The sequence below is a fragment of the Asticcacaulis excentricus CB 48 genome (assembly GCF_000175215.2).
Lineage (GTDB): Bacteria > Pseudomonadota > Alphaproteobacteria > Caulobacterales > Caulobacteraceae > Asticcacaulis > Asticcacaulis excentricus.
In genome coordinates, this window is record NC_014816.1 from 1,812,297 (window position 1) to 1,837,569 (window position 25,273).

Annotated in this window: 19 protein-coding genes; 10 read left to right on the top strand and 9 right to left on the bottom strand. The window is 60.7% G+C overall.

Annotation, left to right across the window (positions count from 1 at the left end; genetic code table 11):
- Positions 1–121: 121 nt before the first annotated feature.
- The 9 genes from ASTEX_RS08340 to ruvC all read right to left on the bottom strand — a co-directional run bounded on the left by ASTEX_RS08340 (position 122) and on the right by ruvC (position 8,044).
- On the bottom strand, positions 122–1,057 hold the full coding sequence (locus ASTEX_RS08340; RefSeq protein WP_013479174.1) for a CsgG/HfaB family protein: 936 nt from the start codon (positions 1,055–1,057) through the stop codon (positions 122–124).
- A 229-nt stretch (positions 1,058–1,286) separates the two neighbouring features.
- Positions 1,287–1,841 carry a peptidoglycan-associated lipoprotein Pal gene (pal, locus tag ASTEX_RS08345; protein WP_013479175.1) on the bottom strand — a complete coding sequence of 185 codons (555 nt, stop codon included), beginning with the start codon at positions 1,839–1,841 and terminating at the stop codon, positions 1,287–1,289.
- Between the two features lie 275 nt (positions 1,842–2,116).
- Complete coding sequence (gene tolB, locus ASTEX_RS08350; RefSeq protein ID WP_013479176.1) at positions 2,117–3,427, bottom strand: Tol-Pal system beta propeller repeat protein TolB; 1,311 nt, start codon at positions 3,425–3,427, stop codon at positions 2,117–2,119.
- Positions 3,428–3,440: 13 nt separating this feature from the next.
- Positions 3,441–4,247, bottom strand: a complete 807-nt coding sequence (locus tag ASTEX_RS08355) for a hypothetical protein (protein ID WP_013479177.1) — start codon at positions 4,245–4,247, stop codon at positions 3,441–3,443.
- A gap of 2 nt (positions 4,248–4,249) precedes the next feature.
- Positions 4,250–4,732 (bottom strand): ExbD/TolR family protein, encoded by a 483-nt coding sequence (locus ASTEX_RS08360; protein WP_013479178.1) that lies wholly within the window; start codon positions 4,730–4,732, stop codon positions 4,250–4,252.
- A 13-nt stretch (positions 4,733–4,745) separates the two neighbouring features.
- The gene (locus ASTEX_RS08365; protein WP_013479179.1) at positions 4,746–5,450 is read right to left on the bottom strand and encodes a MotA/TolQ/ExbB proton channel family protein; all 705 of its coding nucleotides are present in this window, start codon (positions 5,448–5,450) and stop codon (positions 4,746–4,748) included.
- A gap of 292 nt (positions 5,451–5,742) precedes the next feature.
- Positions 5,743–6,786, bottom strand: a complete 1,044-nt coding sequence (gene ruvB / locus ASTEX_RS08370) for a Holliday junction branch migration DNA helicase RuvB (protein ID WP_013479180.1) — start codon at positions 6,784–6,786, stop codon at positions 5,743–5,745.
- Positions 6,787–6,851: 65 nt separating this feature from the next.
- A complete protein-coding gene (ruvA, locus tag ASTEX_RS08375) occupies positions 6,852–7,469 on the bottom strand; it encodes a Holliday junction branch migration protein RuvA (RefSeq protein ID WP_013479181.1) in 618 nt (205 codons plus the stop codon).
- Positions 7,466–8,044: a crossover junction endodeoxyribonuclease RuvC gene (gene ruvC, locus ASTEX_RS08380; RefSeq protein ID WP_013479182.1), complete on the bottom strand. Its 579-nt coding sequence runs from the start codon at positions 8,042–8,044 to the stop codon at positions 7,466–7,468. Before ruvC ends, ruvA begins: the two co-directional genes overlap by 4 nt.
- Positions 8,045–8,276: 232 nt before the next feature.
- On the opposite strand from ruvC, the gene ASTEX_RS08385 reads away from it, so the two are divergent.
- From ASTEX_RS08385 to ASTEX_RS08430, 10 genes are all read left to right on the top strand, one after another.
- Positions 8,277–10,079, top strand: coding sequence for a hypothetical protein (locus ASTEX_RS08385; RefSeq protein ID WP_144004639.1), 1,803 nt, complete (start codon positions 8,277–8,279; stop codon positions 10,077–10,079).
- Between the two features lie 106 nt (positions 10,080–10,185).
- Positions 10,186–10,536: a DMT family protein gene (locus ASTEX_RS08390; RefSeq protein WP_013479184.1), complete on the top strand. Its 351-nt coding sequence runs from the start codon at positions 10,186–10,188 to the stop codon at positions 10,534–10,536.
- Positions 10,537–10,648: 112 nt separating this feature from the next.
- On the top strand, positions 10,649–11,026 hold the full coding sequence (locus ASTEX_RS08395) for a hypothetical protein (protein WP_013479185.1): 378 nt from the start codon (positions 10,649–10,651) through the stop codon (positions 11,024–11,026).
- Between the two features lie 200 nt (positions 11,027–11,226).
- Complete coding sequence (locus tag ASTEX_RS08400; protein ID WP_013479186.1) at positions 11,227–13,404, top strand: autotransporter assembly complex protein TamA; 2,178 nt, start codon at positions 11,227–11,229, stop codon at positions 13,402–13,404.
- Positions 13,404–17,663 carry a translocation/assembly module TamB domain-containing protein gene (locus ASTEX_RS08405; protein ID WP_013479187.1) on the top strand — a complete coding sequence of 1,420 codons (4,260 nt, stop codon included), beginning with the start codon at positions 13,404–13,406 and terminating at the stop codon, positions 17,661–17,663. Before ASTEX_RS08400 ends, ASTEX_RS08405 begins: the two co-directional genes overlap by 1 nt.
- 96 nt (positions 17,664–17,759) lie before the next feature.
- Positions 17,760–19,388: an ABC-F family ATP-binding cassette domain-containing protein gene (locus tag ASTEX_RS08410; RefSeq protein WP_013479188.1), complete on the top strand. Its 1,629-nt coding sequence runs from the start codon at positions 17,760–17,762 to the stop codon at positions 19,386–19,388.
- 89 nt (positions 19,389–19,477) lie between these two features.
- A complete protein-coding gene (locus ASTEX_RS08415; RefSeq protein WP_049781642.1) occupies positions 19,478–21,730 on the top strand; it encodes a sensor domain-containing protein in 2,253 nt (750 codons plus the stop codon).
- Positions 21,731–21,879: 149 nt separating this feature from the next.
- A complete protein-coding gene (locus ASTEX_RS08420; RefSeq protein ID WP_013479190.1) occupies positions 21,880–22,617 on the top strand; it encodes a GntR family transcriptional regulator in 738 nt (245 codons plus the stop codon).
- Between the two features lie 73 nt (positions 22,618–22,690).
- Positions 22,691–23,827 carry an acyltransferase family protein gene (locus tag ASTEX_RS08425; RefSeq protein WP_013479191.1) on the top strand — a complete coding sequence of 379 codons (1,137 nt, stop codon included), beginning with the start codon at positions 22,691–22,693 and terminating at the stop codon, positions 23,825–23,827.
- A 164-nt stretch (positions 23,828–23,991) separates the two neighbouring features.
- On the top strand, positions 23,992–25,263 hold the full coding sequence (locus ASTEX_RS08430) for a sugar MFS transporter (RefSeq protein WP_013479192.1): 1,272 nt from the start codon (positions 23,992–23,994) through the stop codon (positions 25,261–25,263).
- The last annotated feature ends 10 nt before the right edge of the window (positions 25,264–25,273 follow it).

Genomic DNA, 25,273 nt, shown 5'->3' on the forward strand with positions numbered 1-25,273 from the left:
GATGTCAACCATTTTTGTACCGGTTTCCATCGTGACCGGCCACTCCGGCTAAATTAAGACGCCGGATGTGGCCTGGCGACGGCAGTAAAGAAAACCCCACCGGGTGGCGGGGTGTCCTCAGCTATTTCGCAGCGGTAAGCTTGTCGTTCTGGACCCAGCCGACATTGTCGTTGTCGTCCATGACCTCCCACCATATGCCGTCCTTGTTGCCGGTCGGATAGAGGAGCATGTCCTTAGGCAGGGCGCGGATCATCTTGCCCGTCGCGGCCGGGGTAGCACGAAGGCTGGTCGGCGTCAGGACGACAAACGAGCGCTGCGGCGCGGTGGCCTTACCGCCAACGTCAAGTCCGCCCATTTCCTGCACCATATTGGTGTAGGTGACGATAAAGGCCTGAGTGACAATACGACCGATTTCGGTATCTTCATAGCCGCCCCCCACGGCACCGGCAAAGCCCACGCCACCGCCGACACCCCAAGTTAGGTCGTTCTTGGCCGCGCTGCCTTCAAACGAATTGGATTCCGACGTGCGCACGTCCGTCAGCGACAGGATAGTGTTGGCTTCGAGCTTTTTTGTACGGAAACCGCCAATGACGGCACCGGCGCGCCCCCCCACCATGCCGCCAATGATGCCCGCGGCACCACCACCACCCGTATTGGAATCCGCCGCTGCGACCTCTGCCACTAGGACAAAGTCCGCTGCCTTGATCTGATTCTGGCCGACATTGGAACCGCCTTGTAGGCCAATTCCCGCCGCCAGATCACGCTCACGTTGCGCCGCGTTCATGCCTGCTCCACGATCGACTAGCGAAAAGCAGCCGGACTTCTGGACGATAACGCGTAGCAGCTTTTGCGGTGGCGCCAGATTGTTCTGCGCCCAGCCGCGTTCGTCGTCACCATTGACGATCGAGATGGTACCCAGCTTCTTCGTGCACTTCGGGATCGAGTCCATCATGCTGTTCTGGGTTTGCTGAACCTTGGACGGTTTAGCTGTCTGGGCCATGCCGGTCGCCGGCACAACAAGAGCGGCCAACGCGATGGCGCTGAGATACTTATGCATATCCTACCCCCTGGTATGAAATGTCGGGATGCTTTTCGTGTGAGGGCCGCCTGTCAACTAGACAAAGCGACCAATGCGGTGACGTGTACTCTACCTTCCCCTGCGATAGCAGGCGGGAGGTGTCGCGGCAAGTCTGAGCCCGCTGCCCTATCGAGGTTACAAAAAAGGGTCCGGCGAACCAGACCCTTTTCATTCAGTCAAGGCGGGCAGTCATGCCAGAACGTAAAACCTATTGCGCGCCTTCGGTTATGGCGGTGTGTGCGTTACGGTTTTGCGACCACGCTTCTTCGTCAGTACCCGTGGCAATCGGGTTTTCCTTACCGTAGGAGATGGTCGAGATACGCGACGGCACAACGCCCTTCGAGGTCAGGTATTGAGAGACCGATTCGGCGCGACGCGCGCCCAGGGCGAAGTTGTACTCACGGGTGCCTCGCTCGTCGGCATTTCCTTCAATACGGACCTTCACGGCCGGGTAGCGAACCAGCCACGCCGCTTGCTTATCGAGCAAGGCCTTAGCGTCTTCACGCAGCGACGACTGATCCAGTTCGAAGAACACCCGGTCGCCGACATTGACGACGAAATCCTGCTGCGAGCCCGGGACCGGACCGGTCGGCGACAGCGGCTTGGTGTCGGCAGCCGGCGGCGGCGTATAAGCAGGGGCCGGGGTCGGTTGCTCGGCAACGGCCGGCGGGGGCGTCACGACTTCCGGCTTCTTACCGGCACAGGCGGCCACGGAAAGCGTGGCGCAGGCCATCAAAGCGAGTTTGAATACAGACTTGGTCATCGAAAAAACCCCTTGTTTGGAACAATCGCAAAGTGGATGGAAACGGCGTGCCATTTCCTGAGAAGATGAATGATGCTACTTTTCCGCCAGATGGCGGATTTGTCAAACCCTAACGCCACGTTTAGTTACATTTTGTAACAGTTCTGCGGCAGAGATGTTGCGCTGCACACATAATGCGCTAAAAACAGCAGGGTGAGCCCAAAACGTCTCTCGTAAAATGAGGATCTGGCGCCCAAAAATCAGTTTCTGATACGGAATGCGGCGCAAAATCGCCCCTATTTGAGCCGGGGTGACCAAGCTGGGTCTGATGCTCCGCCAGAATAGGGCACCTGACGCTCAATCCGGCCTGACGCCTCGACCATCCATAGAGAAGGCAGCGCCCCAGGCGGTTCGCGGAAAAACATGATGTAACGGCCATTGGGTGCCCAGGTCGGGCCTTCTTCGAGGAAGGACGAGGTCAAGAGCTTTTCGTTGCCGCCACCGGCATCCATTACCCCGATGGAGAACCGCCCGCCCGACTGCTTGGTGAAGGCGATCTTGTCACCCTTGGGGCTAAACACCGGTGTCGAATAGATGCCGCCTCCGAACGAAATGCGGCGCACACCCGAACCATCGGCATTCATGGCATAGAGTTGCGGCGAACCGCCCCGGTCTGAATTGAACACAATCGTCGAACCGTCCGGCGAGAAGGACGGCGAGGTGTCGATGCCCGGATCAGTCGTCACGCGGCGCGTGGCGCGCGTGCGCAGGTCCATCACATAGATATCTGTATTACCGCCCTGCGCCACCGAATAGGCCAGCTTGCTGCCATCGGGCGAAAAGCGAGGCGCGAAGACCATGCCCTTAATCTGGCCTACAGCCTCCTGACGCCCCGTCTCGATATTAAAAACATAGATGCGCGCCGAGTCCTCGCGCAGCACCATGTAGGCCACTTCCTGCGAGTCGGCTGAGAAGCGCGGCGTCATCACCTTATATGAGCCATCGGTCAAATAGGAGGGATTGGCACCGTCCTGATCCATGATGGCCAGACGCTTGACCCGCTTGCCACGCGCCCCGCTCTCGGCCACGAAAACGATGCGAGTATCAAAATAGCCCTCTTCGCCGGTCAGCTTTTCATAGATGGCATCGGCGATTTTATGCGCGATACGGCGCCAGTTTTCAGGCGTCGCCGTTACCGATTGCCCCAGAAGCTGCTTTTCGGAAAAGACGTCCCACAGGCGGAAATCGACCTGAAGGCGACCCTCCCCATCGACGCGCGCCGCCCCGTTGGCGAGCGCCTGCGCATTGATGGTCTTCCAACTGGCAAAGGTCGGCGTGGCGTCGATACCGACGCTTTGTTCGATAAAGGCATTGGGGTCGATGGGCTTGAAGAAGCCCGATCTCTCAAGGTCAGCCATCACCACCCTAGTGATCTTGTCGCCCAGATCAGAACCGCTCGATTCGATATCGATGGCGATGGGCATGGGAGCGATCACGCCTTCAGCAACCTCAGCGCGGATAGGGGCCTGCGCAAAGGCGGCGAGCGGCGCACCCGTCAAAGCCAGAAAAGTTGCGAAAGCAACGGCAGCGATTTTAAAGGGTTTCATAAAGGGCCTCCCGTTATGCGCCTGCGCAGGCCTTCTGCGCGTTGAAGGTGATTTCCAGAGGTTGATTATAAAGTCCGTCGGGCAGATTGTCGTACAGTTCGCCCTTCTTGACCGCCGCCTGCGCGCGACCGGCTGCCGCCTGCCACACAGGGTCATTGCGCGGATTTTCCCACTCCGGCCCCTTTATCACGCGACCATTGGGGGAAATGGTGAAGGCAATAACTGCGCGCACCTGATCGCCGCCGGGCACATCGCAGTTCGGCGACCACAAACGTTGCAGCTTGGCCGTCAGAGCGTTCAGCGCCGGACCGGTATCCGCCGCCGCACTACCGCGCGCTGATGAGCCGTCGGTGGGCGCGCGCGTGGGGCGCGCCGGGGTGCGCGTATTGGATTTTGGTGGTGAGGACTGATACTGGCTGAGCGCGCCCAGATCGAGTGTCTGAGGTTTCGGCTTCTGCGTACCCTTGGGGTCTGGCTTGGTCTTCGCTGGTATGACGGGCTCCAGCTTTTTGGGCTCGGGCTTTTTGGTTTCTTTCTTCACCTCCGGCACCGGCTGTTTCGGTGCGGGCGGCGTCGGGACCGGTTGTGGCTCTGGCGTCGGCACAGGTTCCGCTGGCGCGGGCTCAGGCACTGGTTCCAGCACCGCCGTTTCATCGACCGGCGCGGCGGCCATCGAGCGTTCGGGCAGTTCAGCCACGATCTGCACAGGTACCGACACCACTGGCTTAGCGTCGGGCAAGGTATTCCAGTTGAGGAAGGCAAGCGCCAGCACACCCGCGTGCAGGAGAAGCGAACCGATAAGGGCGCGACCCATCTTCATGTTTACGGCGCCGCCTCCCCGGCCGTCGCCGGTTTTTGCGTCTTGCCGAGGTTTTCGGTGAGAAGGTTAATCTTGGTGAAGCCAGAGGTGGAAAGACGCGCCATCACCTTGGCGACCGTCTCATAGGGCGCGGCCCCTTCGGCGCGCACATAGATGGGCTTGGAGGTGTCGTTGTCGGTCATGGCCATCAGGCGGGGCGTTAATTGGTCAAATGTGGCCGTATCGTCCATGACGTAGAGCGCGCCGTCGCGCTGGATCGAGACGGTGATTGGATCGCCCTCGTCCTTAAGCGCCGCCGCCTCGGTTTTAGGCAGTTCGATCTTGATGCCTGAAGTCAGAAGAGGGGCCGAAATCATGAAGATGATCAGCAGCACCAGCATGACATCGACCATCGGCGTGACGTTGATTTCCGCCAGAGCGCCACGGCGTGCTCGCCGCCTGCCGCGCCTGCGTCCGCCGCCCGTCCCTGCATTCCCCATTGCCATGTACGTTCCCCTCTCAGCGACCGGCCAGCTTGCCGCCAAGGCGACCGGTGACCGACACCATCAGCTCATCGGCAAAGCCTTCGAGGCGACCCACGAAGCGTGCTACCTTGGCATTATAAAGGTTGAAGAAGATGTAGGCCGGAATGGCAGCGCCCAGACCGATGGCCGTGGCAAACAGTGCTTCCGATATGGCTGGAGCGACGGTGGCCAGATTGGTGTCGCCCTGCGAAGCGATAGCCGAAAAGGCGTTCATGATGCCCCACACCGTACCGAACAGCCCAATGAACGGCGCCGCGGTGGCGACGACAGCCAGCAGGCTCAGGCCGTCTTCCATTACGTCTGCCTCTGTGGATATAACGTGGTTCAATTCGCGATCCACGCGCGACAGCAAAAGCTCACCTTCCGGGGCGGAAATGCTCTTCCCCTTATACTCGCCCCAGGCCGAAGTGACCGTCACCAGTAATTTGGGGAAGGGCGCGGTCGGCTGAGTGCCGTGTTTAGCGGCAATGTCTTCGAGGGCGCGTCCGGCCGCCAGCTCGGCTTCGAAACCAGCGGCTTCCTTATTCAACTTGGCGAGCTTGAAGCCCTTTTCAATGATGATGGCCCATGACCACAGCGAACCGAGCGCCAGAAGAAGCATGACGCCCTTCACAACCCAGTCGGCCCGCAGGAACAGGTCGATAAAGCTGAGGGACTCGGCGGCGTGGGCGGCTTCCATGAACAACTCCTGAGGCAATAGTTAGGTCGGGGCCGGATTTAGCCTAAAGCCGGTGTCGTTTCGCGAAGAACAAAACCCACTTTAGATCCTTTTTCGCGCGCTTCATTCGAACAATCGGTGTCCACTTTTTCGAAGCACGCTCTAGCTTAACCATGCGATCAAATTTTTAAAGGCGCAAAATGGGTGTTTTTTCCCGCGTAGCAGCGCTTTACCCGCAGGCTTCCCACCTGACACGGGTTTGGCGACATTAATGTGGCGCGCGGATTATAAAATTCCGAAAAAATCGAAAGGCTCACTCGAACAGATCACCAGTTGAGGGCGTCATCGCGCCATTGGCCGGAGGGTTTAGCCCCAGATGGGTATAGGCACGGGCGCAGGCCATTCGACCGCGTGGCGTCCGCTGGATGAAGCCCTGCTGCATCAGATAGGGCTCGATCATGTCTTCGACCGCGTCGCGCGCCTCGGCAATGGCGGCGGCAATGGTTTCAAGTCCCACCGGCCCGCCATTATAGTTTTCGATCATGGCGGCCAGGTAACGGCGGTCGAGCTGATCCAGCCCGGACGGATCGACCTCCAGTCGCGCCAGCGCTCGTGAGGCAACCTTTTTATCAATAATTTCGGCACCTTCGGCGGTGGCGAAGTCGCGAACCCTTCGCAGCAGACGCCCGGCCACCCGCGGCGTTCCGCGCGAGCGAGAGGCGACCTCAAAAGCGCCGTCCTCACTCAGCACCGCTCCCATCTTGCGCCCGGTGCCCATCACTACGCGCACCAGTTCTTCGGGCGTGTAGAATTCCAGTCGCAGCGGGATGCCGAAACGATCGCGAAGGGGCTGCGACAAGAGCCCGGCCCGCGTCGTTGCCCCCACCAGTGTGAACGGCACCAGATCAATTCGGACCGTGCGCGCCGCCGGCCCGTCGCCGATGATCAGGTCCAACACATAGTCTTCCATGGCCGGATAGAGGATTTCCTCGACCTGTGGGCTCAGGCGGTGGATTTCGTCGATAAACAGCACGTCATTGGGCTCGAGATTCGATAGAATAGCCGCCAGATCACCGGCCTTGGCCAACATAGGGCCGGACGTAGCGCGAAACCCGACCTTCAATTCCTTGGAAACGATCTGCGCCAGCGTCGTTTTGCCGAGCCCAGGCGGGCCGTAAAACAGCACGTGATCCAGCGCTTCCTTCCGCGCTGCGGCGGCCTGCACAAAGATCTTGAGATTGGCCTTGAGTGGGGCCTGCCCTACAAAGTCATCAAAGCTTTGTGGGCGCAGGGCGCGGTCCGAAGCAAAGGCCTCGACATCGTCGTCGGTCGGTTCGCCGGAAATGATACGCGCCATGAGTTATCCTTTTTACGCGCGGCTTGACCCCAAAACCGCTTCACACTTTTGGGGCCGCGCTTAAATTACTTGCCAATCAATTTCAGAGATGCCCGGATCACCGCCGCCAACTCGGCTTCGGGCCCCAACTCCTTGACCGCTGCTTCGACTGCCTGCCGCGACTGCGCTTCGGGAATGCCCAGCCCCATCAGGGCCGCCACACTCTCGCCACTGCGGCTGGCCGCCGAGCTCGCCGAGGCTAACACCACACCGGGGGCCACAGGCACGAAGGCCTCCCCGATCGCCAGCGCTTTGCCCTTCAGCTCGATAACGATGCGCTGGGCCAGCTTAGGCCCCACTCCGTTGGCCTTGTTGACCTTCGTTTTGTCCTCATGGGCTACAGCAATAGCCAGTTCGTGCGGCGTCAGGATGTCGAGCACCGATAGTGCCGCCTTGGGCCCTACTCCCTGTACGGTCAGCAATTGCTGAAATGTCTTGCGCTCGTCCTTCGACAAAAAGCCATAAAGCCGTGTGCCATCTTCGCGCGTCTGGCTCTCGATGTGCAGAATCGCTTCCTGACCATTCGCAGGCAGGTTGGCTAAGGTGCGCACCCCGCATTTGACGATGTAGCCAAGGCCCATGACCTCGATCACGGCTTCATCGTCTTCGATTTCCAGCAGAATACCGCGTAGCCGCCCGATCATGCCGCCGCCCCTTTTTTACCTGGTTGCGCACCTGTTTTCGAAAACCGCTCCACACTTTTCGGGACGCGCTCAAGAAGTCTATGTTTGCGCTTGTGCGCGTGGGTCACCGCTACTGCCAGCGCATCTGCCATATCGGGAGTCAGGCCGTTTTCAGCCGCCGCCGCACGCGGCAGCAAACGCTTAATCATGAACAGGATCTGATCCTTATCGGCGCGTCCGGCGCCCACAACAGATTTCTTGACGTCCAGCGCCGCGTATTCGGCGACACTCAGGCCCGCTTGCGCCGGGGCCAGCATGGCCGCCGCGCGCGCATGGCCAAGCTTAAGAGTCGATGCCGGGTTCATATTGACGAAGGTTTCCTCAATCGCGGCTTCCTGCGGGCGATACAGAAGGATCACCTTGCTCAATTCTTCGAACAGATAGAGCAGCCGCACCGACAACTCAGCCTTTTCATCAGGCAGGATGACGCCATGCGCGACCCAGTTCAGCCGCGCCCCTTCGACGTCCAAAACGCCCCAGCCCAGACGGCGCAGGCCGGGGTCGAGCCCGATAATACGAATCCTGTTGTTCTGCATTCGTTCAGCATTACCCCTTCGCTGCCGCCTGCGCAATCGGCAATTCTTGCCGCCGGAGTTAACCGCTTCAAGCCGCCAAAGCGTGGCGTGAAACCTGCACCCATAGTCGCAAGGCGAGCCCAAATTTCGTGTGGGCGCGCCAGCCTGCCCCAAACTGACGCACGAAGCGATTGTCAAGAACATCGGCTTGGGGTTAAGCTTTGTCACTAAATTTTTCACGGGGGTTATGGACATGGCGGCACATAAGGGACCTTCCCGCGCCAATGCAGGCCTGTTTATCGGTATTGCTATCGCCGCAGGGGCTGCGGTGGCATTCGCGCTGATCAACGGCGGTGCGCCTTTGTCCGCTGGGCTTTATCTTCCGGACTGGATTAACTGGGTGCGCATTACGCCGTCCATGTCGGGCCTTCTGGCCTTGGGGCTGGTCGGCCTGCTGGTTGGGATCGTCGGCACAGTGGTCAGCCTGATGACGCCAGCACACAATACCCCGGTTACGCGCGCCACTGCCAAAACAGTTTCCCCGGCACCCGCTCTCGCCATCGCATCGGAGCCCGTCGCCGTCCCCGAGGCTTCTGAGACGCCCGCGCCTGTGGCGCAACTGGTTGCCGACAATACACGCAAGGCGTCTTTGCGCTTCGAAGCGCCGGTCGTCGTTGCCCCGCCGCGCTCTCCCGTCAGCGCCGCACCTGAGCCAAAATCGCAGACGCAACCCCTGCCCAGCGCCGAAATCATTCCATTCCGACCGGACCCCGCGCCCGAAACCGCGGAGGTGGCGGCCACCGAGCCTGTCGCAGACGCCGCCGAACCTGCCGTGGATGAGACGCCAACGCACTCTGGTGACCCCATCGCGACGGCCCTGTTGCATGAAGGCCCCGAAGCACGCACCGAGCCGGAAGCTGCTCCGGATATCAATGCGGTTATCCATTCGGCCATGCGTTTCATCGACAGGCCTGATCCGACCTCGGTGACCACTGTTGAGGAAGTCCACGCCGTGCGTACACAGGAGGTCGATTCCGACGCCCCGCCACGCGTCGCGCAAACGGGGTCCCTGAGTGACCGGATGCACGAGGCCCCGATCGGATCAGCAGCAGATTACAAGGCTTTGTCAGAAGCATTAGCCGACAACGGCACCTTCGAAGACCCCACCCCCCTGCTTGACTCGGTGGTGCTGGAAACGACACCTGCCGAAGCCGTAGAACCCGTAACACCCGCGCCGGACCCCAAGCCTGCCGGCGACAGCGAGGCTGCCTCTGTGAACGCCGACCCTCAGGCCGAGATTGCGCGCGCCCTAACGGCGGCCCTCACCCACTGGCCTGACGCCACGCGCGATATCGCCGAAGGTGAACTGCACGTGCGCCTCGGTCAGCTTTACTACGACAACGCGCTGGAAAGCCGCGAAGCCTTTACGCGTATCGTTCAGGGCGATCTGAGCGGCGGGGCGGCGGTGCTGGCACGGGAAGCGCAAACCTTTGCCGATGCCCGCCTGCCGGAAAAGGCCGCCGAACTGTGGCGCATCTATGGGGCCCTGCATATGGGTCGCGACGATACGGCAGCCATGCACGCCTATGAGCAGGTCTCGGCACTGGATCCGGTTGACACCAACATTCATATGTATCTCATCCACCGCTACCGCATGGCCAATGAAACGGTGAAACTGTTGCCGGTCATCGCTCGCGCTTTGGGAGTGGTAAGCGACCGTGACGCACGGCTTGACCTGCTAACGCAATATGCGGAACTGACCCAGGCGGGCGGCCACCTCAGCCATACGGCGCAGGCGCTTGAGGAACTGAGCCGCATCCGTGGCGAATTGTCCGCCGAAGACCCTGACAATCTACAAAAGCGTTCCGCTCATGCCATCGCTCTGGCCAAACAAGCGCAGGTGCGCGAACGGATGGGTGAAGGCCCGAAGGCTGCACCGCTTTATCAGCACGCCCATCGCGTCTTCGCCGAGCTTTCTGCGCGCGTACCCGATCACGCCGGGTTGAAGGCCATGGCTGAAAACGCCCGTCGTGACGCTGAACGGCTGAGCGCCTGAAAACTAGAGACGCGTCTTTTTAAGGCACCTTGAAATCTTATCACCGAAAACCGTATGGCAAGCTGACACAGCTGCCGGCTGGCGGCGGATCTTGTGAGTATTTCGTATGCCTACTCTGCCCCCCGGTCTGATGACCGTGCTCTTACTGATCGGTTCCAACATCTTCATGACCTTTGCCTGGTACGGGCACCTGAAGATCAAGCACGAGAAGCTCTGGATCCTCATTCTGGCCAGTTGGGGCATCGCCTTCTTTGAGTACTGCCTGATGGTGCCGGCGAACCGCATCGGTTATGGCGTCTTTTCCGCGGCGCAGCTTAAGACCATTCAGGAAGTCATTACTCTGTCGGTGTTTGTGCTGTTTTCGGTCTTCTATCTTGGCGAGGCCATCCGCTGGACGCACATTGTGGGCTTTGCACTGATCGCACTGGGGGCGGGTTTCATCTTCTACAAGGGGTGATGCCGGGAAGCGACAGAGGACAAACGTCACATTCTAAGGCTTTGACTCAGACGACATCTGTGCCAGTATAGGCGTTAACCATTTTTTAGCGTCGGCATTTCGAGGGATAGGTATGAAACGCGCATTGGTAATCATGGGGGGTGTTGCGCTGATGGGGGGGCTGTCGGCTTGTAGCCCTACGCCCCGTTACGACTATGTCGATGCCCGCACTCAGGCGCAGCGCGCCGACGCCTGCGTGGCGCAGTTTGAGCCCGGTGGCACAGCGCCTCAGGTGATGACATACGACTCGCAGAGCAAGACCGAAGTTCACCTGAATCAGGACGGCAAGCTGGTCACCGTCACGGCCCAGAACAAGCCGGATGCGACCTCACTGGGCATGGAAGGCAAGGTCGGCGGCTCACGTCCGGCCTCCTGCACCGACGCCACCGTGGCACGCGGGCGTACCGATCTGCCGAAGGACCCGCCCAAGCGTGGCTGGTGGTGGAAATAGACTTCCGCTAGGACAATTTCCAAAGCGCCCGGTGCCTGCCGGGCGCTTTTTTATGGCACCAGGCGGGCGAAAAAGACACAGTTTGCCCTCATCCCTTTATTACAAAAGTCTCTAAGTGCTTTTTTATATATCCGGCGTGCATAAAGCGCGGTGCGGGTGTAGTCCCGTCATATTACGGTACTTACTGACAGGATAATCCCTTGCGTCTGGCGGCTCCGGCCTTGATGGCATTTACCTGCTTGGCAGGACAGGCGACGGCCCAGACATCCGCTCAGCCCGCGCCAGGGGCAAGCCCTGCATCCACGCCACCCGCATCAGACATCACGCTTACCGAGACCTCCATCATTAGTGATGACGACTTCGAAAAGGCCCTACCGTCCCTGACCTCCCCGGCCATCACGCCGCAACCCGTGACATCCGCTCAGGCGACAGAAAAGCCGGCCACACCTGTGATCACCGCGCCCGCTCCGGTCGCCGAAACGCTGGAACTACCGTCGCTTCAGTCCGCGGAAGACCCGGCCCTGACCGCTCCCCTCCCGCGGCTCGACGGTTTCAACCCTCAGGCCGCCCCCGTCATTATCAGCGAAAATCAGCAGGCGATCCCGGCCATCCGCTATGACCTGCACATAGATGGTCTGGCGGCGCTCGATCTGGAAACCCGCTTTAAGGATCTGAGCGCCCTGCAATCCGGAAAGGGCACGGCCGCCAACGCGGCCATGCTGCGCGCCCGCCTGACCGAGGATGAGCAGACGGCGCTGCGTCTGCTGAAAGGCGAAGGTTACTACGACGCCGTGGTGGTGGCGCGCATCGACACCCCGATCCTGCAACCGGGCGAGAGCCTTCAGGACGCCACGGCACGCACCCAAGGCCGGGTTCAGGTGCGCGTCTCGGCGAGGGCCGGAGAACGCTACAGCCTGACTTCCGTCACCGTGAAGGCTGACCCGACCGAGCCGCCTACCCTCATTGCTGACAATCTGCGGCTAAAGGTCGGCGATCCGGTGGACGCCACCCTAATTAAATCCGCTGAGGCCAATCTGGCGCTGGTCCTGCCACAGCAGGGCTACCCGTTTGCCGATCTGGGGATGCGCGACGTCTTGATCGACCCGCAGACGCGCACGGGCGACTACACCCTGGCCGTCACCACCGGCCCGCGCGCCCGCTTTGGGGCCATTCATTCGGAAGGCCAGCGTCCTGCGTTTGGTGACGATCATGTGCGCGTCCTGTCGCGTTTCGACAGCGGCGACCTGTACGACAGCCGTCAGGTGGACGACCTGCGTCAGGCCCTGTCGGCCACCGGCCTCTTTGCCTCGGTGGCGGTTGAGCCGGTCCTTACGGAACAAAAGAATGCAGATGGCACGGCCGTCGTCGACCTTAAGGTCACGCAGAACGCCGGACGCCCGCGCACGCTGGCCGGAGATATCGGTTTTTCCACCGGTCAGGGCCTGCGCACCGAACTCAACTGGACGCACCGCAATTTCCGTCCGCCCGAAGGGGCTCTGATCGCGTCGGTCATCGCCGGGACGCAGGAACAGGGTCTTGGCGTCACCTTCCGTCGCTCCAACGCCAAACGCCGCGACCGCACCTTTCAGTATGGTGCAGCCTTTAATAATCAGGCCTACGATTCCTACGAAGCCCAGACGGTGTCGTTTAGTGTGAATGTGTCGCGCGTATCGACACCTTTGTGGCAGAAGCGGTGGACCTGGTCTTACGGAGCGGAGGTGCTTGCGACGCGAGAAACCGGCTTTTCCAAACGCCGAAACGCCAATGTGCAGGATGACTACTTCTATGCCTCAGTGCCGATGAAGCTGAATTACGACCGCTCGGACAATCTACTCAATCCCGTGCGCGGCTGGCGCGCCGGTGTGCAATCGACGCCGACCGTGTCACTCAATGGCGGGGCGGGCAACTTTATTTCCAACGTCGGTAGCGCCACCTTTTATCGCGAGGTCAGCCCGACGGTCGTGCTGGCGGCGCGGGCACAGCTCGCCTCTATCTATGGGGCGGAAACCTCCAATATCGCGCCGTCGCGTCGCCTTTATGCCGGGGGTGGCGGCTCAGTCCGCGGCTTCGGTTATCAGGAACTGGGGCCGCGTGATCCGGCAAATAACAACAACCCCATCGGCGGGCGTTCCTCGGTCGAACTGGCCTTTGAGGCGCGCTATCGGATGGGCAATATCGGCATTGTGCCCTTCGTCGATGCCGGTCAGGTCTATGACAAGGAATTCCCGCAGTTTTCCAACCTGCGTTTTGGCGTCGGCGTCGGGGCGCGTTACTACACCAATTTCGGGCCCATCCGTATTGACATCGCCACGCCGATCTCACGCCGTGATGGGGAATCGCCCGTCTCCCTCTATGTCGGCATCGGGCAGGCCTTCTGATGACGCAGGACCCGACCCCCGATACGCCTGAAACCGCCAGAGCAGGGATAGAGACGCAGGACCACGCGCACGTGGAAACGAGCGACGACCTGCCGCCGCCAGAACGCCCGGCCCCGGTGCGTAAAGCGTTTGCGTCGCGCAAGGCCCTGATGTGGACAGGCGGCGCGGTGGGCAGCCTTCTGGTGCTGGGTGGGGTCGGTGTGGCGGCGCTCGATAGCGCACCGGGCAAGCGGTTCATTGTTTCGCAAATTACCGGTCTAAAGCCCGATAACGGCCTGAGGATAGGTGTCGGGCGCATCGACGGCTCGATCTACGGCGATTTCACTGTCCATGACCTGACCCTGTCCGACCCTCAAGGCGTCTTCCTCAAAAGCCCAGCGGTGCGGCTCAACTGGCAGCCCTTTGGTCTGCTGAACAAGCATCTGGATGTGCGAGAACTGTCGTCGCCGCGCGTCGAGTGGCTGCGGCAACCCGCCCTGAGCGAAACCGCCAAAACGACGCCGTCCGAACCCTTCACTCTCCCTGATCTGCGTATCGACGCCGAAAAGGTCGATATCAGGGCTATTTATTTGGCTCCGCCGGTGACCGGGGAGGCCCAGACCCTGACACTCAGCGGCACGGCCTATCTGAAAAACAAGCGCGCCCTGATCGACGCCCGTCTGAGCGGCAATCGCGGCGACCGCGCCGTCCTGACACTCGACGCGCAGCCCGATGCCAACCGCCTTGACCTCAGTGCAGCGGTCGATGCGCCAAAAGGCGGCGCCATCACTGGACTGGCCAGACTGGAGACGCCCCTGACGGTGCGATTGGAGGGCAAGGGCGACTGGAAAGCGTGGAACGGTCGTCTCAGCGGCACGGCGGGGGATCAGCCGCTGGCCGATCTGAGTCTGACAGCGCGCGACGGCCTGTTCGGCGTGAAGGGCACGGCGCGACCGCAGGCCCTTGTGCCATCATTGTCGGACATGCTGTCTCCGGCCGTCAGTATCGATCTTTCGGCGACGTTTAAAGACCGCGTCGCCGATGGGACACTCTCTCTGGCCGCCGATGCCCTGACGCTAGACGCAAAAGGCCGCGTCGATCTCGCAAAGGGGGCGTTTGACGATCTGACTATAAACGCCGCCCTGCTCAAACCCGCCAATATCGCCAAGGGACTGAACGGCAAGGATATTGTGGCAAGCCTGCGTCTGGATGGGGCGTTCAAACGGCCCCTGATCGACTATAAACTGTCGGCGGGGAGCATCGGCTTTAACGATGTGGTGGTGCATCAACTCCGCGCCGAAGGTAAATCGCGCCTTGATGGCGACCACATCCTGATCCCAGTCAAGGCTTCGGCCAAACATATGACGGGGCTCAATGCCGCCGCCGAGTCGTTAGTCAGCAACATCACGATTAATGGCGATCTGGCCTGGTCGGACGGCCTGATCCTCTCGGACAATCTCAAGATCCGTTCGGACAAAATCAATGGCACGGCCATTATCCTCGCCCAGCCGTCGGAAGGCCGTTACGAAGGGGCGCTCAAAGGGCGCATCAATTCGTATCTGGTCAATGGCGTGGGCCTGCTCAATCTGGTTGTCGATGCCGATCTGCGTCAGCTCAGGGCTGGCGGCTTCGGTATTGTGGGCAAGGTCGATGGCGAGAGCCTGCGCCTCGACAATGGCGGCCTGAAGTCGTTTTTCGGCGGCAATTTCAAATTCTCCGGCGCGATGAACACCACAGCCAATGGTGACGTCATCCTGCAACGCCTGACCCTGACGGCACCCGATTTCCGCCTGACCTCGGCCAGCGGTCGCCTGTCGAGTGGGCGACTCGCTTTCAAACTGGCAGCACAGTCGGCCAAATACGGCCCGCTGAGCGCCGAGGCCGGGGGGACATTAAAGGCCCCCACCCTGACCCTGCGAGCGGAAAAGCCCGGTCTGGGGCTCGGTCTGCAGCAGGTGGTGGCGCGTCTCAACACCACGCCGCAAGGCTATGCCATCACGGCGGAAGGTGACTCGCAGTATGGCCCGCTGAACGCCGACGTTCTGGTGCTGAAAAGCGACGGCCCGCTCACCATAGACGTGCGCACGGCGCAGGTGGCGGGCTTCAGCGCGCAGGGGCGCGTGGCCCAATCAGACAGAGGCCCCTTCACGGGCACGCTGAACCTGACCGGACGCGGGATCAACGGCACGGCGCGTCTTCTCGCCTTTGACGCCGTTCAGGGCGCGCAGGTCTCGGCCCGCGCCAACAATGCCCTTCTGCCCGGCGAGGCGGAAATCCATATCGGTCGCGCTATCATCGAAGCCGCGGCGCGCTTTGATGGACAACCGACGATCAAAGGCGATGTGCAACTGGCCGACGTGGTCTATGGTCAGAACTATGTTGAAAAGGCCCGCGCCCGCATCGACCTCAAAGGGATGCGTGGCACGGTGCAGATGATCGCCAATGGCGATGCCGGTACGTCGTTCAATCTGGCGGCCAATGCGCAGGTGTCGCCCGATGACGCCCTGATCGCCTTATCCGGTCGCGCCGGGCAGGTGCCGTTTGCGCTAGAAAATCCTGCCCGCGTCCTGCGTCAGGGCGAGGATTGGGTGCTGACCCCGGCCGTGCTTATGACGGCGCAAGGTAAGGTCAATCTGGCCGGACGTTTCGGTGAGGTTCTCCGCGCTCAGGCGCAGTTCGACCGCTTTGACCTCAGCATCCTCAACATCATCGACCCCAATCTGGGGGTTAATGGTACGGTGTCCGGCGGGCTAGACTACACCCAGCGCGGCAAGGCCTTCCCGCAGGCCCAGATGCGGCTCAGCTTCGACAATCTGACACGCACCACTATTGCCCGCGTTTCGACGCCCCTCGACATCCAGATGCACGCCAGCGTCAGTGAAAACCGCTCCGAAGCGCGCGGCCTGCTGCGCCAGGGCACTGCCGATATCGGCCGCTTTACGCTCAGCATTGAGCCGCGCGGTGACGGAGCGTGGACGCAGCAATTGCAAAATGGCGCCGTCTCAGGTGGGCTGCGTTTCAACGGCCCGTCCAGCGTGCTGTTCTCACTCGCTGGCCTTGGCGATCAGCAGATGACCGGCAACGTGGCGCTGGCCGCCGACCTGTCGGGCACGCTGCGCCAACCGCGGCTCAATGGTCTGGTGCGCGGCAACGGCCTGGTGTATGAACACCTGACCTTCGGCACGCGCATCAGCGATATCGCGTTGGAAGGCCGTTTCTCCAACGACCGGTTGGAACTGCAAAAGTTTGAAGGCCGCGCCGGAGACGGCCGCGTGTCGGCCACCGGCTTTGTGGGCCTGAGCGCCGATGACAACTTCCCGATGAAGCTGAATGCCAAGCTGGACAATGCACGTCTGGCGGCGTCGGACGCGCTGGCCTCTACGGTTTCCGGTACGCTCGATGTCACCAATGATGTGCAAAACGGCCCGTGGATACGCGGCAATCTGAACCTGCCGCAATTCCGTTATCAGGTGGTGTTTCAGGGGGCCTCAAAGGTCGATGAGCTGGAAGGCGTGCGCATAAAAGGCGCGCGTATCGAGCCGCGTAAGACGACCCGCGTCGCTCCCACCTTATGGAACCTAGACATCCGCCTGCGCGCCGACAACCAGATCTTCGTTTCCGGCATGGGGCTGGAGTCGGAATGGAAGATGAACCTGAATGTCGGCGGCACGACGCGCGAACCGCGTATCGTGGGGCGGCTCAATGCCCTGCGCGGCACCTATGCCTTCTCCGGGCGTGAGTTTGACATCGACAAGGGCGAGATCACCTTCGATGGCGGCAGCCTGAACAATCCGGAAATCGCCCTGACGGCGACGACCAAGGTCGATGACATCACCGGCACTATCGGTGTGTCGGGCCGCGCCCAGAACCCGCAGATCGCCTTTGGCTCAACCCCGGCCCTGCCGCAGGACGAGGTGTTGTCGCGACTTCTGTTCGGCGAAAATGTCGCCAACCTGTCGGCGACGCAGGCCCTGCAACTGGCGGCCTCGCTTCAGGCGCTTCAGGGGGGCGGGGGCCTCAACCCATTGGGTAAGCTGCGCTCGGTGACCGGTATTGACCGCCTGCGCGTGCTGGGGGCCGATGCCTCGACGGGCCGCGGCACGGCGCTGGCGGCGGGTCAGTACCTGACCAACGACATCTATGTCGAGATCGTCACCGATACGCGCGGCTTCACGGCCACGCAGGTCGAGATCGCCCTGTCACGCGTCCTGTCGGTCCTGACACAGGTCGGCTCGACGACGGGCACTAGCGTCAATCTCCGATATTCGCGAGACTATTAGCCTTTCCTAAATGATCCTGCCATTGTAGAGGCCTTTGCACACCGCGTTGCGCTGCAAAACGCGCGGCTCTCCCCGCCTCTACCATGTAAGTCCCTTATGATCCGCCTCGACAATATCAGCAAGCAAAACGGCCACCAGATCCTGTTCATTGACGCCTCTATGGGCGTACAGAAAGGCGAGAAGGTTGGGCTGGTCGGGCCGAACGGCGCGGGCAAGACGACCCTGTTTCGCATGATCACCGGTCAGGAACCACCCGATGACGGTCAGGTGTCGATCGATGCCGGCATGACCATTGGCTATTTCAGTCAGGATGTCGGCGAAATGTCAGGCCAGAGTGCCGTGGCCGCTGTTATGGATGGCGTCGGCCCGGTGAGCGCGCTGGCTGCCGAAATGGCCGAGCTTGAGGCCACCATGGCTGACCCGAATCAGGCCGACAACTTCGATGCGGTTATCGAGCGTTATGGCGAGGTGCAGGCGCGCTTTGAGGAGCTGGACGGCTATGCGCTGGAGGCCCGGGCGCGCGAAGTGCTGGCAGGTTTGAGCTTCAGTCAGGAGCGTATGGACGGTGATGTAGGCCTGCTCTCCGGAGGCTGGAAGATGCGCGTGGCGCTCGCACGCATCCTGCTGATGCGGCCCGATGGCATGCTGCTCGACGAACCCTCGAACCACCTCGACCTCGAAAGCCTGATCTGGCTGGAAGCCTTCCTCAAAAACTACGACGGCGCGCTGCTGATGACCTCGCACGACCGCGCCTTCATGAACCGCATCATCGGCAAGGTCATTGAAATCGATGCCGGTTCGCTGATCACCTATTCTGGCGATCTTGACTTTTATGACCAGCAACGCGCCCTGACCGAGGCGCAAAGGCAGGCGCAGTATGAGCGTCAGCAGGCCATGCTGGCCAAGGAAATCAAGTTTATCGAACGCTTCAAAGCGCGCGCCAGCCATGCCGCACAGGTCCAGAGCCGCGTCAAGAAGCTCGACAAGATCGAGCGCGTCGAAGCGCCACGTCGCCGTCAGTCGGTACAGTTCGAATTCCGCAGCCCCCCGCGGTCAGGCGACGACGTGTTGAACCTGCGCGACGTGCACAAAAGCTACGGCGACCACACCATCTATAGCGGGCTGGACTTCAAGGTGCGCCGCAAGGAACGTTGGTGCGTGTTGGGGGCCAATGGCGCGGGCAAGTCCACCCTGCTCAAGCTAGTGGCCGGGGATACCACCCCCGACAAAGGCACAGTCAGCATCGGGGCGAGTGTCAAGATGGGTTATTTCGCCCAGCATTCGATGGACCTGCTCGACGGCGAAGAGACGATTTTCGAATCTCTGGAAGGCGCATTCCCTCAGGCCCCTCAGGGCGCCCTACGCACCCTGGCAGGATGCTTCGGCTTCTCTGGCGACGATGTTGAAAAGCCCTGCCGTGTGCTTTCGGGCGGGGAGAAGGCACGGCTGGTCATGGCGCGGATGTTGTTCGATCCGCCCAACCTTCTAGTGCTGGACGAACCGACCAACCACCTCGACATGGTGACAAAGGAAATGCTGGTTGCGGCGCTGGCCGATTTCGAAGGGACCATGCTGTTCGTCTCACACGACCGTCACTTCCTTGCCGCCCTGTCCAACCGCGTACTGGAACTGACGCACGACGGCGTGCATGAATATGGCGGCGGCTACACGGAATATGTGGCACGCACCGGTCAGGAAGCGCCGGGCCTGCACCCCAACGGGTAAGCTCCGGTTAACCCTGTCGCTTACCGGAATGTTCATGCGCATGAAATATCATGGTTACTTCCGCAATCCAGCGGTACGTATTTTTGCACATGACCGGTTCGTCCACCCCGTTCGCCTCTATGCCTTCCCGCTATTTGGAAGGCGACGCCACTGAGCTTATGCAGCTCAAGGGTAAGGCCGTGGATGCCATAGACACCGCTATGGTGATCACCGACACCAGCGGCCGGTTTCTGTATGTCAACGCGGCGTTTCGCAACCTTCTTGGCTTCAGCGCCTCGGAGCTGATAGGAAAAACGTTGGGGGATCTATGCCAACGGCATTCGGATTCCTGCGAGCAACTCGAAGACATATTGACCGAGGTCCACCGCAACGGTCAGCGCAGTGGCGAACTGTTAGTTCATAATCGCCACGGTCACCCCATGTGGGTGTCTTTCAGCGCCACCATCATGGCCGACGACGCCCATCGCCGCCGCGTAATTGCGATCGTCAGTGACATCACCTACGCCAAACTGAACGAAACGCTGCAAAGGCTGGTCTTTGATGCCATGATGCAAGACCAGCCCTTGCCCGAAACAATGTCGCGGCTCTGCCTTGAGGTCGAGCATATGGTGCAGGACGTCACTATGTCCGTCCTGCGAGTGGCGGATGGCAAACTGAACGCGCTTGCAGCGCCCGGTTTGCCCGACTGGTACAATGCGGCCATCGGAGGCCTTGCCATTGGCCCCGTCGTCGGCTCGTGCGGCACCGCCGCATGGCGGGGTGAGCCCGTCATGGTCAATGACATGCGCACCGATCCGCTGTGGGCGCCGTATCAGGCATTGGCCGTGCCGCTGGGATACACTGCTTGCTGGTCTACACCCTTCAAGGACAAAGCGGGCAAGGTCATCGGCACGTTCGCCTTCTATTCGACCCGCCCTTTCGTCCTCAATACTTTCGTGCAGAGCATCGTCGATATCTGCACACAGTTATGCACCCTGGCTTTCGAAAAGGATGCTTTTCAGGCGCGTATCCAGTATCTGGCCCATCATGACTCCCTGACAGGCCTGCCCAATCGCGGCTTCTACCAGACACGTCTGGCTGAGGAAGCTGCGCGTGCCACACGTCAGAAGACGCAACTGGCCCTCCATCTGATCGACCTTGACCGCTTCAAGGAGGTCAATGATACCATGGGGCACATGGTCGGCGACGAGGTGCTGATCACTGTTGCCGAAACCCTGCGCGATTTGGCGAGCCCCGACGACGTGCTGGCGCGACTGGGGGGCGACGAGTTCGTCTTTCTTCAGGTGGGAGTGACCCAGCGCGCTCAGGCCGAAGCCAAGGCCGAGGCGCTGGTTAAAGCCCTTCAGGCGGAGATGCACGCGCAATTTGGCCCTCAGGCCCCCGATGTTGGAGCCAGTCTTGGTTTTGCCCTCTATCCGGACGAAGGCCCGACGCTTGATCGCCTAACGCGCCATGCCGATATGGCGCTGTATAAAGCCAAAACGGATGGCCGTGGCTGCTGGCGAGCCTTCGATGCCACCATGGCCGAGGCCCTGCGCCGCCGTCGTCGCCTTGAGGCTGATCTGCGCGACGCGCTGGCCCACGGTCAGCGAGGCTTGTCGCTCGTCTATCAGCCGCAGTTCTGCCTGAACCTCAATCGTTTCATCGGCTATGAGGCTCTCGTGCGCTGGACGCACCCGGAACTGGGTGCGATCCCGCCGTGCGATTTTATTCCCGTAGCCGAAGAAGCCGGCCTGATAACCGCTCTGGGGCAATGGATTTTGTCGCGCGCTCTGGAAACCGCCGCCACTTGGCCTGCTCATCTAAACCTTGCGGTCAATCTGTCGCCGCTACAAATCTGCGAGGGCGATCTGACCCGTTATGTGCAGCAAGAACTGGTACGTACGGGCTTCCGGCCGCAACGTCTGGAACTGGAGGTCACCGAAGGCGTGCTGATCGAGAATACTGACCGTGCCCTTCATGTGCTGCGTCAGCTTAAGGGCATGGGCGTGCGTATCGCCATGGACGATTTCGGCACCGGCTATTCCTCGCTTTCCTACCTTCAGACCTTCCCATTTGACCTCATCAAGATCGACCGCAGCTTTGTGGAGGGTCTGACTCCTTCGCCGGACCGCAAGATGCATAAACACGGCATACCGGCCGAAGCGATTGTGCGCGCCGTTATCGGTATGGCGCACGCTATCAACATACCGGTCATCGCCGAAGGCGTAGAAACCCAGGAGCAGATGGACCTGCTGCGCGACATGGGGGCCGATGCCGTACAGGGCTATCTGATCGGACGGCCGCAAGCCTACTGCCTCAGCGAAGCGCCGCCTGCGGTTTTGGCCGTAGGTCAGCGCTGAGACCCTGGAGATATAGGGAGATACCAAGACCCTGCCCCGGTTGTGGCTTTGACTTTGACGCCACCCGGTCACTATTATACGGGGTCTGAGTCGCCGACACCTGCGGCTTGATTAAGAGCGGCTGAGGTCGCGAGAGAGACTTAAACTCCATGTCCATTATAGACTCTGTCGGTCGCCTCGAAAAAAACGATCCAGCCCCGCTCTATCTGCAACTCCAAAAGGTGTTGCGCGAAGCGATCCGCGCGCGCGTCTTTGTCGCCGATGACGCCATCCCGCCCGAACGTGATCTGGCCGAGGCCTTTGACGTTTCACGCATTACCGTGCGCAAGGCCATTGACGGGCTGGTCACCGAAGGACTTCTGTCGCGCCGCCGCGGGGCCGGCACCTTTGTCGCCGCCCGCGTCGAAAAAAGCTTTTCCAAACTGTCCTCCTTTTCCGAAGACATGATTTCGCGCGGCCGCAAACCGCACAGCGTCTGGGTCAGCAAGGCGGAAGGGGCGGTCACTCCCGAAGAGGCCCTATCTCTGGGTCTGTCGCCCGGTTCACTCGTCTATCGCTTTCACCGCATCCGTTATGCCGACGATTCGACCATGGCGCTCGAATATTCGACCATCCCGGGCTACTGCCTGCCCTCAATCGAAGCGGTCGGCGATTCGCTTTATGCGGCGCTGGAAACCTCCGGCCACCGTCCAGTGCGTGCGCTTCAGCGCCTGCGCGCTATCTCCTTTTCGCGCGATCAGGCCGAACAGTTGCATGTCACAGCCGGTGAGCCAGGCCTGTTTATCGAACGGCGCGGCTTTCTGGCCGACGGGCGCGCCGCTGAATTCACCCAGAGCTATTACCGCGGCGACGCCTATGATGTGGTCGCCGAACTAAACGATCTTTAAGCGAAACATGCGTTTTGACTTTTGCGCGTAATCGGGCATCGTCACCCTCAATAATCAGGCGGGGAGACAGCCAGTGAGTGAACCGAAGACCGCGACGCAACGCCTGCCCTCTCTAGATGTCCTGCGCGGCCTGACGGTCATTGGAATGATCCTCGTCAATGCCACGGCAGGCATGTATTACGGCCTTCAGGCCAAGGTTTTTCCGTTGCTCCTGCACGCCCACTGGGAAGGCCTGAAGATAGCTGATGTGGTCTTTCCCGCCTTCCTGACCATGGTCGGCCTGTCCATCCCTATGGCCCTAAATCGAGCGAAGATGACGACGGGCCTTGATGTCGCTCAGGCTCGCAAGATCGGGGGGCGCGTTCTGAGGCTTTTTCTCATCGGCTGGCTCCTGTCGAACCTCGGCTGGCTGGCGCATTTCGATGGCGAGCCCTGGCGCTTCTGGGGTGTGCTTCAACGCATTGGCCTCGTTTATGGCGCGGCCGCGGTACTGTTCCTTTGGTTCGGCTCGAAGACGCGATTGGGGATTGCTGCGGTCATCCTGCTGCTCTACTGGCCTTTGAGCCTGCTTCCGGCGCTTGATGGCCTGCCGGGGGATATCTGGGAGCGTGGCCACAATTTCATCGCCTCGGTCGATCGTCTGATGTTCGGCGCGGGTGGCCATAATTACGTCAAGGGGCCGGAGGGCTACGACCCCGAAGGCCTGCTTGGCACCCTGCCCGCCCTCGCGCAGGCTTTGCTGGGAATGGCGGCGGGCGAGTTCCTGATGCAGAACTGCAGGCGCAGCGCCCTGACCCTCGCCGGAGCGGGCGTGGTTCTGCTGATTCTTGGCGCTGGCTGGGGCTTCGTGTTTCCGATCATCAAGGACATCTGGTCCTCATCCTTTGTGCTGGTTACGACGGGGATCACCCTGCTTGCTCTGGCACCGCTTCATGCGTGTCTTGATAATCGCGATACCCCATTACGCGGCCCCCTCACCTTGCCGATAACCTTCGCCAGCGCCTTTGGACTCAACGCCATTGCTGCCTATGTGCTGCATTTTCTGATGAACCCGCTTCTCGGTTGGGACCTGCTGACCCAAACCTATTTCCTGAGCCGCGCCACGGTCGGCGAGGCCATGGCAGCCCTGTTTCCGGTCGCCCTATTCATTCTCTGCGTCTGGCTGCCGGTCGAATATCTGCGTCGGAAGGGCTGGATCCTAAAGGTTTAAATCCGCTCCTTAGCCCAATTCATATCCAATTTTACCGTCCGAGGCGACCATTCCGGGGGTGGAAATCACGCCCAAACAATTGAAACCAAGTTTTCTATAGACAGAATTGCGATTTTGCCTTCCTATCTGAACAATACCAAAATGCAGAATAGGTCCTATAGATCATGAATGCGTCTCCCCCGGAAAAAGCTCCCAGCCTTGTCGTCACAATGGGCCTGATTGGCCTGATGTTCTTCATCTTCGGTTTTGTGACCTGGCTGAACGGGCCGCTTATCACCTTCGTCAAGTTCGCCTTCGACCTTGATGATGTCGGCTCCTTCATGGTGCTGATGGTGTTCTACATGTCCTATTTTGTGCTGGCCTTACCGTCAGCTTTCATCCTGCGGGTAACGGGGATGAAGAAGGGAATGGCACTAGGGCTTTTGGTCATGGCCGTTGGCGCCGCCATGTTCGGGCAGTTTGCCACCCATCGCATCTATGTCGGGGCCATGACAGGCCTGTTCACCATCGGCGCGGGTCTCGCTCTGCTTCAAACGGCTGCCAACCCCTATATCTCCATTGTTGGGCCCATTGAATCGGCGGCGCAGCGCATCGCCGTCATGGGCATTTTTAACAAGCTGGCCGGCATAGCCGCCCCCTTCGTCTTCGGCGCTCTGGTGATGAGCGGCATTACCGAGTTCGGGGCGAAGCTTGAGGCCACGACCGATCCCGCCGCCCGCGAACTGTTGCTCACCGGCTTCGCGCAAAAGGTTCTTTGGCCCTATATGGGCATGGCGGCCCTCCTGGTGGCGCTGGCTTTCTTCGTGCTGAAGTCGCCCTTGCCCGAACTGAAGGGCGAGTCGAAGGCTGAAACCCCTTCGCAAAAAGGCAGCAAAGGCCTGTTCGCTCACCCCAACCTGTTCTTCGGCGTCCTGTGCATCTTTCTCTATGTCGGCGTTGAGGTCATGGCCGGTGACGCCATTGGCACCTACGGTGCGGCCTTTGGTTTGCCGCTCGACCGCACGGTACTGTTCACCTCGCTGACCCTCGCCGGGATGCTGGTCGGTTATATTGTTGGCTGGATCGTCATTCCGCGTTTTGTCTCGCAGGAAAAATACCTCGCCTTCTCGGCCATTCTGGGCGTGCTATTCACTCTGGGGGCCTTCCTGACCAAGGACTATGTCTCGGTCGGTTTCGTCGCCGCTCTGGGCTTTGCCAATGCCATGATGTGGCCGGCCATCTTCCCATTGGGCATCCGTGGCCTTGGTCGCCATACCGAGATCGGCTCGGCCCTCATGATCATGGGCATCTGTGGCGGAGCTATCCTGCCGCGCCTCTATGTCGGTCTGGCGGAGATCATACCGTTCCAGACGGCCTTCGTTGCGGTGATGGCGCCGGCCTATCTCTATATTCTGTTTTTCGCACTGTTCGGCAGCCGCGTGGCGTCCAAGGGCTAAGGAAACCGGT

What these genes read in the sequence shown, in the direction of transcription:
- ASTEX_RS08395 (WP_013479185.1), top strand. Translation starts at nt 10,649, where the DNA reads ATGAAACGCGCATTGGTAATCATGGGGGGTGTTGCGCTGATGGGGGGG.
- ruvB (WP_013479180.1), bottom strand. Translation starts at nt 6,786, where the DNA reads ATGGCGCGTATCATTTCCGGCGAACCGACCGACGACGATGTCGAGGCC.
- ASTEX_RS08385 (WP_144004639.1), top strand. Translation starts at nt 8,277, where the DNA reads ATGGCGGCACATAAGGGACCTTCCCGCGCCAATGCAGGCCTGTTTATC.
- tolB (WP_013479176.1), bottom strand. Translation starts at nt 3,427, where the DNA reads ATGAAACCCTTTAAAATCGCTGCCGTTGCTTTCGCAACTTTTCTGGCT.
- ruvA (WP_013479181.1), bottom strand. Translation starts at nt 7,469, where the DNA reads ATGATCGGGCGGCTACGCGGTATTCTGCTGGAAATCGAAGACGATGAA.
- ruvC (WP_013479182.1), bottom strand. Translation starts at nt 8,044, where the DNA reads ATGCAGAACAACAGGATTCGTATTATCGGGCTCGACCCCGGCCTGCGC.
- ASTEX_RS08365 (WP_013479179.1), bottom strand. Translation starts at nt 5,450, where the DNA reads ATGGAAGCCGCCCACGCCGCCGAGTCCCTCAGCTTTATCGACCTGTTC.
- ASTEX_RS08405 (WP_013479187.1), top strand. Translation starts at nt 13,404, where the DNA reads ATGACGCAGGACCCGACCCCCGATACGCCTGAAACCGCCAGAGCAGGG.
- ASTEX_RS08360 (WP_013479178.1), bottom strand. Translation starts at nt 4,732, where the DNA reads ATGGCAATGGGGAATGCAGGGACGGGCGGCGGACGCAGGCGCGGCAGG.
- ASTEX_RS08390 (WP_013479184.1), top strand. Translation starts at nt 10,186, where the DNA reads ATGCCTACTCTGCCCCCCGGTCTGATGACCGTGCTCTTACTGATCGGT.
- ASTEX_RS08430 (WP_013479192.1), top strand. Translation starts at nt 23,992, where the DNA reads ATGAATGCGTCTCCCCCGGAAAAAGCTCCCAGCCTTGTCGTCACAATG.
- ASTEX_RS08340 (WP_013479174.1), bottom strand. Translation starts at nt 1,057, where the DNA reads ATGCATAAGTATCTCAGCGCCATCGCGTTGGCCGCTCTTGTTGTGCCG.
- ASTEX_RS08410 (WP_013479188.1), top strand. Translation starts at nt 17,760, where the DNA reads ATGATCCGCCTCGACAATATCAGCAAGCAAAACGGCCACCAGATCCTG.
- ASTEX_RS08420 (WP_013479190.1), top strand. Translation starts at nt 21,880, where the DNA reads ATGTCCATTATAGACTCTGTCGGTCGCCTCGAAAAAAACGATCCAGCC.
- pal (WP_013479175.1), bottom strand. Translation starts at nt 1,841, where the DNA reads ATGACCAAGTCTGTATTCAAACTCGCTTTGATGGCCTGCGCCACGCTT.
- ASTEX_RS08355 (WP_013479177.1), bottom strand. Translation starts at nt 4,247, where the DNA reads ATGAAGATGGGTCGCGCCCTTATCGGTTCGCTTCTCCTGCACGCGGGT.
- ASTEX_RS08415 (WP_049781642.1), top strand. Translation starts at nt 19,478, where the DNA reads ATGACCGGTTCGTCCACCCCGTTCGCCTCTATGCCTTCCCGCTATTTG.